A 16,139-nucleotide genomic window follows, 5' to 3' on the forward strand; every position below is an offset into this window, starting at 1 on the left:
ACCGCCCCATTTGCTCTACCTCACCAACTACCCCAACAAGACCATTCCAAGAGCATTCCATGACCATTGTCGATGTCCGCACGCCCGACCCCAAGCGTCTCATTCCCGGTGCCACGGGGGACTGGGAAGTCATCATCGGCATGGAGGTGCATGCGCAGGTGCTGTCGAAGTCGAAGCTCTTCTCGGGCGCCTCGACGGAGTTCGGGAAGGATCCGAATGCGAACGTATCGCTCGTCGACGCCGCCATGCCCGGCATGCTTCCCGTCATCAACGAGGAATGCGTGCGGCAGGCCGTCCGTACCGGGCTCGGTCTGAAAGCGCAGATCAACAAGCGCTCGGTTTTCGATCGCAAGAACTACTTCTATCCCGACCTGCCGCAGGGCTACCAGATCTCGCAGTTCAAGGACCCGATCGTCGGCGAAGGCCAGATCGTGATCTCTCTGGGGCCCGACCGGCAGGGCAATTTCGAGGATGTGGAAATCGGTATCGAGCGCCTGCACCTGGAGCAGGATGCCGGCAAGTCGATGCACGACCAGCACCCCACCATGTCATTCGTCGACCTGAACCGATCTGGCGTGGCGCTGATGGAGATCGTCTCCAAGCCCGACATGCGGTCTTCGGACGAGGCCAAGGCCTACATGACGAAGCTCCGCTCGATCGTTCGCTATCTCGGCACCTGCGACGGCAACATGGACGAGGGCTCCATGCGCGCCGACGTCAACGTCTCCGTTCGCCGCCCCGGCGAGCCCTTCGGCACGCGCTGCGAGATCAAGAACGTCAACTCCATCCGCTTCATCGGTCAGGCCATCGAATACGAGGCACGCCGCCAGATCGGCATCCTGGAAGACGGCGGCAGCATCGACCAGGAGACCCGGCTCTTTGACCCCAACAAGGGCGAGACGCGTTCCATGCGGTCGAAGGAAGAGGCGCACGACTACCGCTACTTCCCCGACCCGGACCTCTTGCCGCTCGAGTTCGACGACGCCTTCGTCGAAGAACTGAAGCAGCACCTGCCCGAACTGCCGGACGACAAGAAGGAGCGCTTCGTGCGCGAGCTCGGCCTCTCTGTGTATGACGCCTCTGTGCTCGTGTCGGAGAAGGCGATCGCCGACTACTTCGAGGCAGTGGCCGCCGGCCGCGACGGAAAGACGGCTGCGAACTGGGTCATCAATGACTTGCTGGGTGCCTTGAACAAAGCCGGCAAAGCCATTGAAGAGACTCCGGTTTCACCCGCTCAGCTCGGCGGCATCATCGACCTCATCAAGGCCGAGACCATCTCCGGCAAGATCGCGAAGGACCTCTTCGAGATTGTCTGGAGCGAAGGCGGCGACCCGGCCGACATCGTCGAGGCTTGCGGCATGAAGCAGGTGACCGACACGGGCGCCATCGAGGCCGCCGTCGACGAGATCATCGCGGCCAATCCGGATCAGGTCTCCAAGGCACAGGCAAAGCCTGCACTGGCCGGCTGGTTCGTCGGCCAGGTGATGAAAGCGACTGGAGGCAAGGCCAACCCGCAGGCGGTCCAGGCATTGGTGAAGGCGAAGCTTGGGATCGAGGAATAGGCCGCATGGTCTTCTTTGTCCGCACAGCAGCAGAAGGAGACGTGGAGCAGATCCGCGCCCTTCTCGCAGCGACCTTTCATGCCTCCTACGACCCGTTCTATGGTCCCGAGAAGGTTACGCAACTGATCGGCAGCTGGCACTCCCCTGCAGCCATCCGCGCCAGGATCGTCCGGAAGGACGGCGAATTCCTGCTCGCAGACGATGGTCGGGAGCTCGGCGGGCTTGGCTATGCGGCCATGTACCCGAAGATGGAAAAGACGGTGATGCTGCACCAGCTCTACGTCAGGCCATCCTGCCAGGGTGACGGCATCGGCCGCGACATCTTCGCCGAACTGGAAACCTGTTTTCCCTATGCGGAGGTGATGCGCACCGAGGTAGCCCTGCAGAACCTCCGCGCGATCTCCTTCTATGAACGGCTGGGTTTTTCCGAGGTGGATCGCATGGAGGAATGGGGCGGACCTAACTCCGGCCTGCCCGCGGTCGTTCTCGAGAAGTCCCTTCGGAGCCTGTGAGCGGACTTGTGCAGAAGGATGTTGTGATCCGGCAGGCCCGCGAAAGCGACCTTCCAGCTCTCATCGCGATTTTCGCTTCCGACGCCGTGGGTGGTCACGGCGACACCACCGATTCGGATGCCTACGAGGATTACCTCAAGGCGTTCACCGCGATAGATCTCTCGCCCAACGAGCGGCTTTTCGTGGCCGAACGCGGCGGTGAAGTCGTCGGTACGTTCCAGATCATGTTCAACCGGACGCTGACGGGCAGAGGTGGCCTTTCCATGGTCATCGAGGCGGTCCAGACTCGCGCCGACACGCGCGGCAAGGGGATTGGTGCCATGATGATAGACTACGCGGTCTCCGAAGCGAGGCGCCGCGGGTGCCGGCTGGTGCAACTCACGTCCAACATGGCGCGGCAGGATGCGCACCGCTTCTACGAGCGCCTCGGTTTCGCGAAGAGCCATTTCGGCTTCAAGATGAAGCTTTGAAGCGGCTCGCGCCAACCGGAATCGCTGGACATGGCGCGCCGCAGGTTGCATAAGCGGTCGGACAAATCCTCGGTCGCACGCCGTGCGAATGCCTTTGCCAGAGCTGACGAAGAACATGAAAAATCTCCTGCTGCAGATATTCACCTGGTGGAACGGACAGACGATCGGAACGCGCTTCTTCACCTGGCGCTCCGGCAAGAAGATCGGCGAGGACGAATTCGGCAACGTCTACTACGAAGGTCCCGAAACCTCCTTCGGGGTGCCGCGCCGCTGGGTCATTTTCAACGGTCCGGCAGAAGCATCGGCGATCCCCCCGGGCTGGCATGGGTGGATGCACCATCGCACCAATGTTGCGCCGTCCCAGGAGAACTACCAGCCGCGTGAATGGGAGAAGGCGCACAAGCCTAATCTCACCGGTACTTCCGGCGCCTACCGGCCCAAAGGCTCGCTTGCAGGTGCCGGCGAACGCCCTCGCGTCACCGGCGATTACGACGCCTGGACCCCGGGAAGCTGACACCTGTTTTGGCCACATTCGGCCTCTAGGCCGGAGATGCGCCTTGGGGCCGCCTTGGGAGCCGTAAGGCACGACGCAGAATGGGACCATCATCCATGACGAGTATCATGCGCAAGCTGACCATTTGCCTTCTTGCAGCGGCTGCGTCGGCGTCTTGCGTCACTTCCGTCTCGGCGGCTCGCATCTCCAATCCCGTCGCGGTCTTCGCTGGCATTGACAAGATCACCGGTCGCATCACAACCTTTGACGTCTATATCGATGAAACGGTCCAGTATGGCGCGCTGCAGGTAACGCCGAAGGTCTGCTATTCGCGCGACGAGACGGAAGCGCAAAGGGTGGACGGCTTCATCGAAGTGGACGAGATCACGCTCGACCGCAAGATCCGGCGGATATTCACCGGCTGGATGTTCGCAGACAGCCCGGGCCTCAACGCCGTGGAGCATCCGATCTATGACGTCTGGTTGACCGGCTGCAAGCAGGAATCGGACGTTCCGGCTCCGGAAGCCACGAACTGAACCTAGAATTTCAGATGCGGCGACTCCACCGCATTCTTCAGCTTCTCCAGGTAATTGTCCTTCGGGATGTCGATGGCGCCGAAGGTCTTGAGATGCTCGGTGGTGAACTGGGTGTCGAGCAGCGTGAAGCCTCCCGCCTTCAGTCGCTCGACCAGATGTACCAGGCAGATCTTTGAGGCATCCGTCTGCCGGGAGAACATGCTCTCGCCGAAGAAGGCAGAGCCGAGGGATACGCCGTAAAGCCCTCCTACGAGCTCTGCGCCCTCGAACGCCTCGACGCTATGGGCATGGCCCATGGCATGAAGCTCGCAATAGAGCTTGCGGATGGTAGCGTTGATCCAGGTGCTCGGACGGTCTCCGGCAGGCTCGGCGCATTTTTCGATGACCTGCTCAAACGCGCTGTCGAAGCGGATGTCAAAGGGTTCCCTGCGCAGCTTCTTGGCAAGGCTGTGGGAGACGTGGAACTGGTCGAGGGGGAGTACACCCCGCACCTCCGGCTCGACCCAGAAGATCTCCGGGTCGTCCGCGGATTCCGCCATCGGAAAAAGGCCGATGGAATAGGCGCGCAGAAGGATATCCGGTGTGATTGCCGGATAATATCTGCCGCGCCGCCCGACCATGTCCCTCCTAATGCGCCTTGTGATGCGCCAGATAGTGTTCCAGCCAATGGATATCATAGTCGCCGTTGGCGATATCCTGATTGGACACCAGATCCTGGAAAAGGGGGAGGGTCGTCTTCACGCCGTCCACGACAAACTCGTCGAGAACCCGGCGCAGACGCATCATGCACTCCACCCGGGTACGGCCGTGCACGATAAGCTTGCCGATGAGGCTGTCGTAATAGGGCGGGATTTTGTATCCGGCATAGGCACCCGAGTCGACGCGCACGCCGAGCCCACCGGGGGCGTGGAAATGCGTGATAGTGCCGGGCGACGGCACGAAGGTGCGCGGATCCTCGGCATTGATGCGGCACTCGATGGCGTGGCCCGAGAAGGTTATCTCATCCTGGGTCACCGAAAGGCCGGCACCGGAAGCGACACGAATCTGCTCGTGAACCAGATCGATGTTGGTGATCGCCTCGGTGATCGGATGCTCGACCTGAAGACGCGTGTTCATCTCGATGAAGTAGAATTCGCCGTTTTCGTAGAGGAACTCGACGGTCCCGGCGCCCCGGTATTTCATCTTCTTCATGGCGTCGGCGCAGATCTGGCCGATCTTCATCCGCTGCTCGACGTTGAGGGCAGGGGAATTTGCCTCTTCCCAGACCTTCTGGTGGCGGCGCTGCAGCGAGCAGTCGCGTTCGCCGAGATGGATGGCATTGCCTTCCCCGTCACCAACGACCTGCACTTCGATGTGCCGCGGCTTGCCGAGATACTTCTCCATGTAGACGGCCGGATTACCGAAAGCGGCTGCGGCTTCCGAGCGTGCCGTATCGAAGGCCTCCTGAAGATCGTCCTCCGTCTTGGCCACCTTCATGCCGCGGCCGCCGCCGCCAGCCGTAGCCTTGATCAGCACCGGAAACCCGATCTTGCGCGCCGTCTCCAGCACGTTCTCCGATGTCACCTCGCCATCCGATCCGGGAACGACGGGAATTCCCAGTTCGACTGCCGTCTGCTTGGCGGTGATCTTGTCACCCATCAGCCGGATATGCTCGGCCGTCGGTCCGATGAAGGTTATGCCATGCGCCTCGAGGATATCGGCGAACTTGGCGTTCTCCGACAGGAAGCCGTAGCCTGGGTGAACGGCGTCCGCGCCGGTGATTTCGCAGGCCGCGACGATCTGGTGGATGTTGAGATAGCTGTCACGCGACGGCGCTGGGCCGATGCAGACGCTCTCGTCGGCCAGCCGTACATGCATGGCATCGGCGTCCGCAGTCGAATGGACTGCGACGGTCGCGATGCCGAGTTCCTTGCACGCGCGCAGGACGCGAAGCGCAATCTCGCCGCGATTGGCTATGAGGATTTTCGAGATCATTGGCGGTCCTATTCGATGACGACGAGCGGCTCGCCGTATTCGACCGGTTGCGCATCGTTGATCAGAATTTCCGTCACCTTGCCGGAGCGCGGGGCGGGAATCTGGTTCATGGTCTTCATCGCTTCGATGATGAGAAGGGTCTGCCCTTCCTTGACCGTCGCACCGACTTCGATGAACGGGCGGGAACCCGGGGCCGGGGAGAGGTAGACGGTGCCGACCATGGGGGCCATGACCGCGTTGCTGTTGTCACGGGCGGCTGGCGCTGCCGCTGCCGGCGCTGCGGCGGCCGCGGCGGGCGCTGCTGCGGGAGCAGGGGCGTGGTGGGCGATCGGCGCCTGAACGTAATGCGTTGCCGATGCGCGGGAGACACGGATGCGCAGATCGTCCTGCTCGACTTCGATCTCGGTGAGGTCGGTGTCGTTGAGGATGTTCGCGAGATCGCGGATCAATCCCTTGTCGATACCGTTCTTCTTCTCAGACATGGCAATTCCTATTGTTCTGTTATCTTGTCAGTCAGTGATGCTTTTCAAGGCGTGCAGCGCCAGGATGTAGCTGGTCGGGCCGAAGCCGCAGATCACGCCCTTGCATGCCGGCGCGATCCTCGAGTGATGACGGAATTCCTCGCGCGCATGAACGTTGGAAATGTGCACTTCTATCACGGGCACCGTTATTGCCTTGATGGCATCGTGCAAGGCAACCGACGTGTGGGTATAGGCGCCGGCGTTGATCGCCACGCCGACCGAGTGTTCGCCCGCCTCATGCAGCCAACTGACTAGATCGCCCTCGTGGTTGCTCTGACGGAAGTCCACGTCCAGTCCAAGCTCGCGGCAAGCGGAAATGCAGTCGGCTTCCACGTCCTTCAGCGTCTTGCCGCCATAGATGCCGGGTTCGCGCTTGCCGAGCATGTTGAGATTAGGCCCGTTGAGGACAAAGACCGTCTTGCTCATCTTTTCGATGTTCCATCAGAATTGAGCGCCACCTATAGCTCCCAAGACTCGCGAGGAAAAGCCCCCGCGGCCTGAAACGCCCGGCTTCCCTGTGTGCATCGGTTCTGCAATTGGAGGCTAGCAGGTGCTTTTTCCGCAGGCGCGGACGTTGGCGATCTTCTCCTGGAGCGCATCGTCGCCAACGGCCCCGAACAGGGCCTCATTGCCCACAATGTAGGTCGGCGTACCCGTCACCCCGAGGTTGGTGGCCAGTGTGTAGGCATCGCGAACGAGTTGGTCATTGGGGTTCTCTGCCATCGACTTACGGATGTCCGCTTCACTGATCCCGAGGGCTGCCGCGACCTTGATGGCGCTTTCCTCTGTGGCCGTGCCGGTGCTGCCAAGCAGAGCACGGTGGAATTCGCCGTATTTTTCAGGAGCGATGAGACGTACGGCATTGGAGACACGATGCGCATCGAGCGAATCCGCCCCGAGGATCGGCAGTTCCTTCAGAACGAATCGGACCTTTGGATCTGTAGCAAGGACCTTTTCCATGTCTGCCATAGCCCGCTTGCAGTAGCCGCAGTTATAATCAAAGAACTCCACGACGGTGACGTCGCCATCGGGATTGCCAAGCGCAATATCGTCCTCCGAATTGAAGATCGCGTCGTGATTGGCGGCAACCGCCTGGCCAGCCTGCTCCAGGCGCTGCGATTGCTGCTTCGCCTCAAGGGCAGCCTGAACCTCGAGCATGACTTCCGGATTTTCAAGCAGATACTCGCGGATGAACTGCCCCATCTCCTTCTTCTCATCCTCCTCGAGAGCGAGCGCCGGTGTCAGCCACAATGCGGTCATCAGCATCGAACCGAGTGCTAAGGTTTTGGAGCGGGCAAGCATGGATCTACCTCGTGAGATGGGTGTTGCGGCGGGAATATCCGCGATTTGGGGCAAAGCTAAGCCAAGCGCGGTCGCTACAGGAACAAAAAAACAGATACGTTCCGGCTACTGACGATCACTTCTGCGTTGCCGACGCCATTCAAGGAAATGGCCGCCGTGAGGCGGCCATCTGATTAGCGAGGACGGGGAAAGTCTCAGAAGAAACCGCGTCGCTGCCACCAGCCGGCCTTCTTCGGCTTCGGCGGCTCACCGTCCGATTCATCAACGGCAGGCTCCGAGCTCTTCACCACGGGGTCCGATGAACTGATGTTGGACGCCCGATTGGCACGCGCAGGCTTCTGTTCTTCTTCCGACGGAGCATCGGCTTGCGGAGCTTCCTCGCCAAGAGCGGCATCGACCTGGGGGGCAATGTTCGCTTCGGCTACGGGCTCTGCGGCCTCGGCAACGATCTCAAGTTCGGCTTCGGCGGGCGTGACTTCAGCAGTCACTGCCTTTTTCCGGCTCCGGCGGGGCTTGGCGGGAGCAGGTACTCCCTCCATCACCTCGGTTGCAGCGGCGGTTTCCGCAGCCGCCGTTTCACCGGTCGGGGTTTCCGTCGCGGCTACCTCAGGAACTGCCTCGTCCTCGGCGCCGGACTCATCGCCCGAGGCATCGGTCTCGTCAGATGCGGATGTCTCCATCCCGTCCTCCGGCCGGTTGCGCCGGCCACCGCGCTTGCCCCGGCGGCGGCGCTTGCGGCGTCCGTTTTCATCACCTTCCGCACCCTCGGAGGCTTCGGTGCCGGCTTCGGAATCATCCGCATCGCTGCCTTCCTCGATATCCGAGTCCCCATCGTCGGCCTCTGAAGCGGCTACGCCTTCCTGGCGGTCTCCACCCTTGCCGCCGCGCCGGCGACGCCGACGCTTGCGCTTGCGGCCGTTCTGCTCTTCGCCCTGGGCCGAGGAAGCCGTAGCCGGGGCAGCGTTGGCATTGCCCGCCTCTTCGTCTTCTTCATCCTCCTCGATGACGATGTCGTCATCGTCCTCCTCCACGGGGAAGGCGGCGAACTGCATCAGGCTTTCGATCCTGACGGGGTTCTCCACCGGCTCGCCGCGGTCGATGGCAAAGTGGCTGGAGCCGATTCCCTCATCGGACTCGATGTAGATCGACACGCCAAAACGCTTCTCGTAATCCACGACGGTGTTGCGCTTCTGGTTGAGTAGATAAAGCGCGGTCTCGGGCGTGGTGCGCACCGTGATGTCGTGAGTGGTATTCTTGAGCAGGTGCTCCTCGACGCCGCGCAGCACATGAAGCGCAACCGACGACTGGGACCGGACATGGCCGGTGCCGCCGCAGTGCGTGCAGATCTGCGTGGTCGATTCCAGCACGCTGGCACGAATCCGCTGGCGCGACATTTCGAGCAGGCCGAAGTGCGAGATGCGGCCCACCTGGATGCGGGCGCGGTCGTTCTTCAGGCAGTCCTTGAGCTTCTTCTCGACAGCGCGGTTGTTGCGCTTTTCTTCCATGTCGATGAAGTCGATGACGATCAGACCGGCGAGGTCGCGCAAGCGAAGCTGGCGTGCGACTTCCTCGGCCGCCTCAAGGTTCGTCTGGAGGGCGGTTTCCTCGATGGAGTGCTCGCGGGTCGAGCGACCGGAGTTGACGTCGATGGCGACGAGCGCCTCGGTCTGGTTCATGATCAGGTAGCCGCCGGACTTCAGCGTCACTTGTGGCTGCAACATCCGGTCGAGCTGCGCTTCGATGCCCGAGCGCGAGAAGATCGGATGCAGGTCGCGGTAAGGCTGGACCACCTTGGCGTGGCTCGGCATCAGCATCTTCATGAAGTCCTTGGCTTCACGATAGCCTTCTTCGCCGGCAACGACGATTTCCGAGATGTCCTTGTTGTAGAGGTCGCGGATCGACCGCTTGATGAGCGAGCCTTCCTCGTAGACGAGGCACGGCGCGGTGGAATTGAGCGTCAGCGTCCGGACGTTCTCCCACAGGCGCATCAGGTATTCGAAATCGCGCTTGATCTCGACGCGGGTGCGGTTGGCGCCGGCGGTGCGGACGATCACGCCCATGCCCTGCGGCACTTCCAGTTCGCGGGCAATTTCCTTTAGGCGCTTGCGGTCCTGCGGCTGGGTGATCTTACGGGAAATGCCCCCGCCGCGCGCGGTGTTCGGCATCAGCACCGAATAACGGCCGGCAAGCGAGAGATAGGTCGTTAGGGCCGCGCCCTTGTTGCCGCGCTCTTCCTTGGCAACCTGTACTAGCAGGATCTGGCGGCGCTTGATGACTTCCTGGATACGGTATTGTTTGCGGGGCTTGCGGACGACGCGATCGGGAACCTCTTCCATCGCATCTTCGGCGCCGACCGATTCGATTTCTTCCTTCTCGCCATCATCGCTGTCGTCATCGTCGGAGTGACGGCGACCGCGGACGTCTTCGGAGATCGAATCGGTTTCGACCATCGCCGCCATTTCAGTCGGCGTGTCCTTGTCCTCGTCTGTGCCTTCGCTGCGCTCTGCAACCTCGGATGCTTCGGCTTCCGCCGTCTTCTTGCGCGAGCGGCTGCGGCGCGGTTTGGCCTTCGGCTTTTCGGCGGCGACCTCATCGCCGGGGCTGGCCTCGGCAGCCTCGGAGCCGGCTTCGCTTTGCGAAGTGTCAAGCGCCGCATCGTCCGCCTGCGGCTGCGCGGCGTCGGCCGGGTCGCTGGCCTCGTCCTCGGCGATCTTCTTCTGTTCCTCTTCCTCGGCCTGCATCAGCGCCTGGCGATCGGCGAGAGGGATCTGGTAATAGTCGGGATGGATCTCAGCGAAAGCCAGGAAGCCGTGGCGGTTGCCGCCATAATCGACGAACGCGGCCTGAAGCGAGGGCTCAACCCTCGTCACCTTTGCCAGATAGATGTTGCCGCGGATCTGTTTCTTGTGCTGGGATTCGAAATCGAATTCTTCGATACGGTTGCCGCGAACGACGACTACCCGCGTCTCCTCTTCGTGAGACGCGTCGATGAGCATTTTGTCTGCCATGTATATTCTGCTCCTCGGCGCAGCCGAGCAGGTGCAAAAAAGCCTGCCGCACGGACAGGCCTTTCATGCAGGATGGTGATTGCGCCGGAAAAATTGGTTCCCGCAGGATGCGCTTGCGACGACGCCCGGACGGCTGACAGAGCTTCTGGCTCCCTCAGGGTATCCCGGTTCTGAAACACTTGCCGCAACATAAAAGTCCAAACGAGAACGACGATAGCTTAGGCTCGAGGCCCGGTGAGGTGCTCCATGTGAGCGTGGATGGCATGCCATCCGGTATTGTTCCGGCCACTGCCGGGAAGATTGCGTATCAGGATCAAAGTGTACAGACGGCGGATGACTGTCCGGTTTCGGCGCCAGGTCCCTGGGGCTGGCAGGCCTGCCGGAAGACTATCCCGTCAACACCTTAGTCCTCATCCGCCTTGTATGGTTTCTGCGACATAATAGCAAGGGAAAAGCCAGGGCCGCCTTATTGTGGATTAAATGAGAAGGCTACTGGAAGTGGTTGATTCGCCAGCGCTGGCGGGCCAGATGTCGAGGGACCATCGTGGTGTCCTTCGATGCGAATTCCGGTCGTCGGCAGGGCGATCGGCATCGTCATGCGCTAGCAGGCGGGATACGGGGTGCAGGAGAGGCAGTTGTTTGTGCGAATCGGTTCAATCGCTGTGATGGCCATCGGCTTGCTGCTTGCCGCGCTCGTCCCGTCCCCGGTGCTCGCCGAGACGGGTAGCTCGCGGCCGCTGCTCGCCTTTGCCGCCCGCATTGCCGGGGATGAAGCCAGGACGCGCGTCGTCATCGATTTCGAGGAAAAGCCCGACTTCTCCGTCCACTATATCGACTCGCCGCAACGGGTGGTCGTCGATCTGCCGGCCACGGCATTCGGCTTCCCCCGCGAAGACCTTGCGGCTCGGGGATTGTTTGAGGATATCCGCTACGGGGCGATGGATGAAGAAAGCGCGCGGATTGTCCTGACCGCCGAGCGTCCGGTCCAGCTCAGCCTTGCAGAAGTGCAGCAAGGGGAGAATGGGGAGTTCCGGCTTGTGCTCGATGCCGAGATGACAACTCCTGACGTGTTTGCGAAGCTGGTCGGTCAGCAGGCTTGGCAGGGCGGCACCGGTCAAATGCCGGATGAGGTCGCATCGCAGGCGGATGACGGGTCTTTCGTCGTGGCTGTGGATGCCGGCCATGGCGGGATAGACACCGGAGCGATCGGCGCTGTTACGAAGACGCCCGAAAAAGCCATCACTCTCGCATTCGCACAGGCTCTGGCCGAGCGGCTTGCCGACAGGCCCGGAGTGAGGGCAGTCCTGACGCGGAACGGCGACAGCTTCCTTTCCCTCTCGGAGCGGGTCACACTTGCCCGCCAGGCGGGGGCTGATCTCTTTCTCTCCCTGCACGCCGATACGCTCAGTCAAAAGGATATTCGAGGAGCGACCGTCTATACTCTGTCGGACCGCGCCTCGGACCGCATGGCGGAAAACCTTGCAGCGCGTGAGAACCTTTCCGACCAGTTGGCGGGCGTGAGCCTCAAGGACGAGCCGCCCGAGGTTGCCGACATCCTGCTCGACCTGACGCGACGGGAGACGCAGGTGCTTTCCGTCACGCTCGCCAACAACGTCATCCAGTCTTTTGAGGGGCAGGTGGGGCTCATCAACAACGCCCACCGCTATGCGGGTTTTCAGGTTCTGAGGGCGCCTGACATTCCCTCCGTTCTTCTCGAGCTCGGTTTTCTGTCGAATCCCGAGGACGAGAAGCTGCTGGCGGACGAGAAATGGCGCGCGAAGGTAAGCGACCTCCTGGTCGATGCTGTCCTGCGCTACAGGGACCGCGTCTTTGCGGGCGGTGGTTGAGGCCTGATGCCGGTCTGCCACATGCGCCGTTTTCCCCGAGAGATTGGGCTCAAGAGCCCTATTTTGCTCACATTCCCGCCGTTAGTCCCGATGGGCCGGGGGTGTGAATCGACTGGCGAACCATTGTCGACTTGCGCTGGCCGGATCAGCGTGCAAAAGCCCCGTAATCATGCGATGGTGTCCGGGCACCGAGTGAAAGCCGAGCGGTAGCTTCAATATGATCAGACTTATCGGGTATTTCTTTGGATTGGCGTCGGTCCTGTTCCTGGGCGTCGCCGTGGTCGCCGCGGTGTATCTCGTCGGCGTCGCCAGGGATCTGCCGGATTACGAGGTTCTCAGTGCCTACGAGCCTCCCGTCGCGACCCGTGTTCATGCGGGCAACGGCGCGCTGATGGCAGAGTATGCCCGCGAGCGGCGACTTTTCCTGCCCATCCAGGCGGTTCCCGATCGCGTCAAGGCAGCCTTCCTGTCTGCGGAGGACAAAAATTTCTACAATCACCCCGGCATCGACCCGGCTGGCCTTGCACGCGCCGTCGTCAACAACTTCCAGAACCTGGCGTCCGGCCGCCGCCCTGAGGGCGCGTCCACGATTACGCAGCAGGTCGCGAAGAACTTCCTGCTCAGCAACGACCAGACCATCGATCGCAAGATCAAGGAAGCTATTCTCTCCTTCCGCATCGAGCAGACCTATTCGAAGGACAAGATCCTCGAACTCTATCTGAACGAAATCTTCTTCGGCCTGAACTCCTATGGCATCGCCGGCGCAGCGCTCACCTATTTTGACAAGTCGGTGACGGAGCTGACGATCGCCGAGGCAGCTTATCTCGCAGCTCTGCCGAAGGGGCCCAACAACTACCATCCGTTCCGCAAGGAACAGGCCGCGATTGAGCGCCGTAACTGGGTCATCGATCGCATGGCGGAAAACGGCTACGTGACGCGTGCCGATGCGGATGAGGCGAAGAAGCAACCATTAGGCGTCCAGCCGCGCCGCGGCGGCACGCACCTCTTCGCGTCCGATTTCTTCGCCGAAGAGGTTCGGCGCCAGATCATCGAAAAATACGGTGACGATACGCTGTATGGAGGGGGGCTTTCGGTCAGGACGTCACTTGACCCGGACCTGCAGGTCTTGGCGCGCAAAGCACTGAACAGCGCCTTGGTCGAATATGATGAGCGCCGCGGCTTCCATGGCCCGGTCACAAAGATAGACGCGGCCGGCGACTGGGCCACGGAACTTGCCAAGGTCCCGGGTCTTCGTGACGTGCCGGAATGGAAGCTCGCCATGGTGAAGGCAGTTTCCTCCGAGGAAGTCGACATCGTGCTGCAGCCCTCGGTGGATGCGGGCGGCAAGGTGGGCGAAGGGCGTGAGACAGGCGTCATCGCTGCCAAGGACATGAAGTGGGCGTTCCGCGACGCCAAGGGCGAGCGCAAGGCGACCAAGTCACCCGAAGGTGTGCTGCAGGCGGGCGACGTCGTTTTCGTCGAGGCTCTGGCCGACAAAGAGGGCGCCTATCGCCTTCGCCAGCCGCCGAAGGTCCAGGGCGGTTTCGTGGCGATGGACCCGAATACGGGTCGCGTTCTCGCCATGGTCGGCGGCTTCTCCTATGCCCAGTCCGAGTTCAATCGTGCCACCCAAGCGATGCGTCAGCCCGGTTCGTCGTTCAAGCCGTTCGTCTATGCCGCCGCGCTCGACAACGGCTATACGCCCGCTTCCGTTATCCTCGATGCGCCGATCGAGATGGTGGCCGGTGGCAAGGTGTGGCGACCAGAAAACTACGGCGGCGGCTCCGCCGGCCCGCAGACCCTCCGGCTCGGCATCGAGAAGTCCCGTAACCAGATGACTGTCCGGTTGGCTCAGGACATGGGGATGGAACTCGTCGCCGAATATGCCGAGCGTTTCGGCATCTATGACGACATGCTTCCAGTTCTTGCCATGTCGCTCGGCTCCGGCGAGACCACGGTTCTGCGCATGGTCTCCGCCTATGCCGTCCTTGCCAACGGCGGCAAGCAGATCAAGCCGACCGTGATCGACCGGATCCAGGATCGCTATGGAAAGACCATCTTCCGCCACGAGGAGCGCACCTGCGACGGCTGCAACGCCTCGGGTTGGACGGGGCAGGACGAGCCGATCCTCGTCGACAACCGCGAGCAGGTTCTCGACCCGATGACGGCCTACCAGATCACGTCGATGATGGAGGGCGTGGTAAGGCGCGGAACCGCGGCCGGTAAGATCAAGATCGACGATCGTCCGGTTGCTGGCAAGACCGGCACCACCAATGACGAGAAGGATGCCTGGTTCGTCGGCTACACGCCGAACCTCGTCGCTGGCGTCTATATCGGCTTCGATACGCCGGCACCGCTTGGACGCGGGGCAACCGGTGGTTCGCTCGCCGCCCCTGTCTTCGCGCAGTTCATGGAGGAAGCGGTCAAGCGCACGCCGCCGGAGAAGTTCCACGTGCCGGAGGGCATGCAGTTCATCCCCGTCAACCGCACGACGGGCATGATGGCCTTTGAGGGCGAGCCCGACACGATCGTCGAGGCGTTCAAGCCCGGTACTGGCCCCGCGGATGTATTCGCGGTGATCGGCGATACCGAATACCTGCCGCCGGAAGAGATCATGGAGACCTCGCCGCAGGCCCATCAGGCAGTGACGTCGGGCGCAGCCGGCCTGTTCTAACCCCGGATATGATGCATGCCGGCGCGGCCTTTACATCCGCCGCCGGCGCAACTATGTCCACCCCGTCTTCCAATTCCGAAAGAGAGCAAGAAGCAAGCCATGCGGGCTGAAATCATCAGTGTAGTCGACGAAATCAAGCAGGCCGTAAGCTTGCTGAGGAGGCATCTTTGACTGGGACCAGGCGGTAAGACGACTGGACTGGTTGAACAACAAGGCAGAGGATCCAAACCTCTGGAACGACGCCTCCGAGGCACAGAAACTGATGCGCGAGCGCCAGCAGCTCGACGATTCCATCAGCGGTGTGCGGGCGCTGGAACAGCAGCTTTCCGATAATATCGAGCTCATCGAGATGGGCGAGGAGGAAGGCGACGAGGCAATCGTCAAGGATGCCGAGGACGCGTTGAAGGCGCTGAGGACGGAGGCCAATCGACGGCAGGTCGAGGCGATGCTCTCCGGTGAGGCTGATTCCAACGACACCTATGTCGAAGTCCATTCCGGCGCCGGCGGCACGGAAAGCCAGGACTGGGCCAACATGCTGCTTCGCATGTATATCCGCTGGGCCGAGCGCCAGGGCTACAAGGTCGAGGTTCTGGAGGTCCATGAAGGCGAAGAAGCCGGCATCAAGTCGGCCACGATCCTCGTCAAGGGCCACAATGCCTATGGGTGGATGAAGACCGAATCGGGCGTTCACCGGCTGGTCCGTATCTCGCCTTATGACAGCAACGCGCGGCGCCATACCTCGTTCTCGTCGATCTGGGTCTATCCCGTCATCGACGACTCGATCAACATCGAGGTGAACGAAAGCGATTGCCGCATCGATACCTATCGCTCATCGGGTGCCGGCGGGCAGCACGTCAACACGACCGATTCGGCCGTCCGCATCACGCATATCCCGACGGGAATCGTCGTTGCCTGCCAGCAGGAGCGGTCGCAGCACAAGAACCGTGCGAAAGCATGGGACATGCTGCGCGCCCGCCTCTACGAGGCCGAGCTGAAGAAGCGCGAGGAGGCCGCCAATGCCGAAGCCGCTTCCAAAACCGATATCGGCTGGGGCCATCAAATCCGGTCCTACGTGCTCCAGCCCTATCAGCTGGTGAAGGATCTTCGCACCGGCGTCGAGAGCTCTGCTCCCGATGACGTCCTGAACGGCGACCTCAACGAGTTCATGGAAGCGGCCCTGGCGCACCGGATCAGCGGTAAGCCCGATGCCGCCGTTGCTGACGTGGACTGACCTACGTTG

At 61.7% G+C, this 16,139-nt stretch carries 14 protein-coding genes; 8 read left to right on the forward strand and 6 right to left on the reverse strand.

Annotated features, from left to right (window positions below):
• The first annotated feature begins 59 nt into the window (after nucleotides 1-59).
• The 5 genes from gatB to NT26_RS06360 all read left to right on the forward strand — a co-directional run bounded on the left by gatB (nucleotide 60) and on the right by NT26_RS06360 (nucleotide 3,573).
• The gene (gene gatB, locus NT26_RS06340) at nucleotides 60-1,562 is read left to right on the forward strand and encodes an Asp-tRNA(Asn)/Glu-tRNA(Gln) amidotransferase subunit GatB (protein WP_052637953.1); all 1,503 of its coding nucleotides are present in this window, start codon (nucleotides 60-62) and stop codon (nucleotides 1,560-1,562) included.
• A 5-nt stretch (nucleotides 1,563-1,567) separates the two neighbouring features.
• On the forward strand, nucleotides 1,568-2,074 hold the full coding sequence (locus NT26_RS06345) for a GNAT family N-acetyltransferase (protein ID WP_052637954.1): 507 nt from the start codon (nucleotides 1,568-1,570) through the stop codon (nucleotides 2,072-2,074).
• Nucleotides 2,071-2,544 carry a GNAT family N-acetyltransferase gene (locus NT26_RS06350; protein ID WP_152338583.1) on the forward strand — a complete coding sequence of 158 codons (474 nt, stop codon included), beginning with the start codon at nucleotides 2,071-2,073 and terminating at the stop codon, nucleotides 2,542-2,544. The genes NT26_RS06345 and NT26_RS06350 overlap by 4 nt, the downstream gene beginning before the upstream one ends.
• Nucleotides 2,545-2,659: 115 nt before the next feature.
• Entirely contained in the window at nucleotides 2,660-3,058 is a 399-nt protein-coding gene (locus NT26_RS06355; RefSeq protein WP_052641915.1) for an NADH:ubiquinone oxidoreductase subunit NDUFA12, read from the forward strand.
• 80 nt (nucleotides 3,059-3,138) lie between these two features.
• Nucleotides 3,139-3,573 (forward strand): DUF2155 domain-containing protein, encoded by a 435-nt coding sequence (locus NT26_RS06360; RefSeq protein ID WP_052637955.1) that lies wholly within the window; start codon nucleotides 3,139-3,141, stop codon nucleotides 3,571-3,573.
• Between the two features lie 2 nt (nucleotides 3,574-3,575).
• Here NT26_RS06360 and aat read toward each other — a convergent pair whose 3' ends face one another.
• The 6 genes from aat to NT26_RS06390 all read right to left on the reverse strand — a co-directional run bounded on the left by aat (nucleotide 3,576) and on the right by NT26_RS06390 (nucleotide 10,378).
• The gene (gene aat, locus NT26_RS06365) at nucleotides 3,576-4,193 is read right to left on the reverse strand and encodes a leucyl/phenylalanyl-tRNA--protein transferase (protein WP_052637956.1); all 618 of its coding nucleotides are present in this window, start codon (nucleotides 4,191-4,193) and stop codon (nucleotides 3,576-3,578) included.
• A gap of 7 nt (nucleotides 4,194-4,200) precedes the next feature.
• Entirely contained in the window at nucleotides 4,201-5,547 is a 1,347-nt protein-coding gene (gene accC / locus NT26_RS06370) for an acetyl-CoA carboxylase biotin carboxylase subunit (protein WP_052637957.1), read from the reverse strand.
• An 8-nt stretch (nucleotides 5,548-5,555) separates the two neighbouring features.
• Entirely contained in the window at nucleotides 5,556-6,029 is a 474-nt protein-coding gene (gene accB / locus NT26_RS06375) for an acetyl-CoA carboxylase biotin carboxyl carrier protein (protein WP_052637958.1), read from the reverse strand.
• A 27-nt stretch (nucleotides 6,030-6,056) separates the two neighbouring features.
• Complete coding sequence (gene aroQ, locus NT26_RS06380) at nucleotides 6,057-6,494, reverse strand: type II 3-dehydroquinate dehydratase (protein WP_052637959.1); 438 nt, start codon at nucleotides 6,492-6,494, stop codon at nucleotides 6,057-6,059.
• 117 nt (nucleotides 6,495-6,611) lie between these two features.
• Nucleotides 6,612-7,370: a DsbA family protein gene (locus NT26_RS06385; RefSeq protein ID WP_052637960.1), complete on the reverse strand. Its 759-nt coding sequence runs from the start codon at nucleotides 7,368-7,370 to the stop codon at nucleotides 6,612-6,614.
• A 194-nt stretch (nucleotides 7,371-7,564) separates the two neighbouring features.
• On the reverse strand, nucleotides 7,565-10,378 hold the full coding sequence (locus NT26_RS06390; RefSeq protein WP_052637961.1) for an Rne/Rng family ribonuclease: 2,814 nt from the start codon (nucleotides 10,376-10,378) through the stop codon (nucleotides 7,565-7,567).
• Between the two features lie 665 nt (nucleotides 10,379-11,043).
• On the opposite strand from NT26_RS06390, the gene NT26_RS06395 reads away from it, so the two are divergent.
• The 3 genes from NT26_RS06395 to prfB all read left to right on the forward strand — a co-directional run bounded on the left by NT26_RS06395 (nucleotide 11,044) and on the right by prfB (nucleotide 16,130).
• Entirely contained in the window at nucleotides 11,044-12,225 is a 1,182-nt protein-coding gene (locus NT26_RS06395) for an N-acetylmuramoyl-L-alanine amidase (RefSeq protein WP_052641917.1), read from the forward strand.
• A 217-nt stretch (nucleotides 12,226-12,442) separates the two neighbouring features.
• Nucleotides 12,443-14,899, forward strand: coding sequence for a penicillin-binding protein 1A (locus tag NT26_RS06400; protein WP_052637962.1), 2,457 nt, complete (start codon nucleotides 12,443-12,445; stop codon nucleotides 14,897-14,899).
• 99 nt (nucleotides 14,900-14,998) lie between these two features.
• Nucleotides 14,999-16,130, forward strand: a protein-coding gene (prfB, locus tag NT26_RS06405) for a peptide chain release factor 2 (RefSeq protein ID WP_139346164.1) whose coding sequence is annotated in 2 segments (ribosomal slippage) — nucleotides 14,999-15,067 and nucleotides 15,069-16,130 — 1,131 coding nt in all. Because the reading frame shifts where the segments join, the coding sequence is not laid out codon by codon here.
• Nucleotides 16,131-16,139 lie beyond the last annotated feature (9 nt).

Origin of the sequence: Pseudorhizobium banfieldiae (genome assembly GCF_000967425.1) — a bacterium.
Lineage (GTDB): Bacteria > Pseudomonadota > Alphaproteobacteria > Rhizobiales > Rhizobiaceae > Neorhizobium > Neorhizobium banfieldiae.

Coding starts and splice junctions, on each gene's coding strand:
- NT26_RS06395 (WP_052641917.1), top strand. CDS start 11,044: ATGGCCATCGGCTTGCTGCTTGCCGCGCTCGTCCCGTCCCCGGTGCTC.
- NT26_RS06400 (WP_052637962.1), top strand. CDS start 12,443: ATGATCAGACTTATCGGGTATTTCTTTGGATTGGCGTCGGTCCTGTTC.
- NT26_RS06385 (WP_052637960.1), bottom strand. CDS start 7,370: ATGCTTGCCCGCTCCAAAACCTTAGCACTCGGTTCGATGCTGATGACC.
- gatB (WP_052637953.1), top strand. CDS start 60: ATGACCATTGTCGATGTCCGCACGCCCGACCCCAAGCGTCTCATTCCC.
- accC (WP_052637957.1), bottom strand. CDS start 5,547: ATGATCTCGAAAATCCTCATAGCCAATCGCGGCGAGATTGCGCTTCGC.
- NT26_RS06360 (WP_052637955.1), top strand. CDS start 3,139: ATGGGACCATCATCCATGACGAGTATCATGCGCAAGCTGACCATTTGC.
- NT26_RS06355 (WP_052641915.1), top strand. CDS start 2,660: ATGAAAAATCTCCTGCTGCAGATATTCACCTGGTGGAACGGACAGACG.
- aat (WP_052637956.1), bottom strand. CDS start 4,193: ATGGTCGGGCGGCGCGGCAGATATTATCCGGCAATCACACCGGATATC.
- NT26_RS06390 (WP_052637961.1), bottom strand. CDS start 10,378: ATGGCAGACAAAATGCTCATCGACGCGTCTCACGAAGAGGAGACGCGG.
- accB (WP_052637958.1), bottom strand. CDS start 6,029: ATGTCTGAGAAGAAGAACGGTATCGACAAGGGATTGATCCGCGATCTC.
- aroQ (WP_052637959.1), bottom strand. CDS start 6,494: ATGAGCAAGACGGTCTTTGTCCTCAACGGGCCTAATCTCAACATGCTC.
- NT26_RS06345 (WP_052637954.1), top strand. CDS start 1,568: ATGGTCTTCTTTGTCCGCACAGCAGCAGAAGGAGACGTGGAGCAGATC.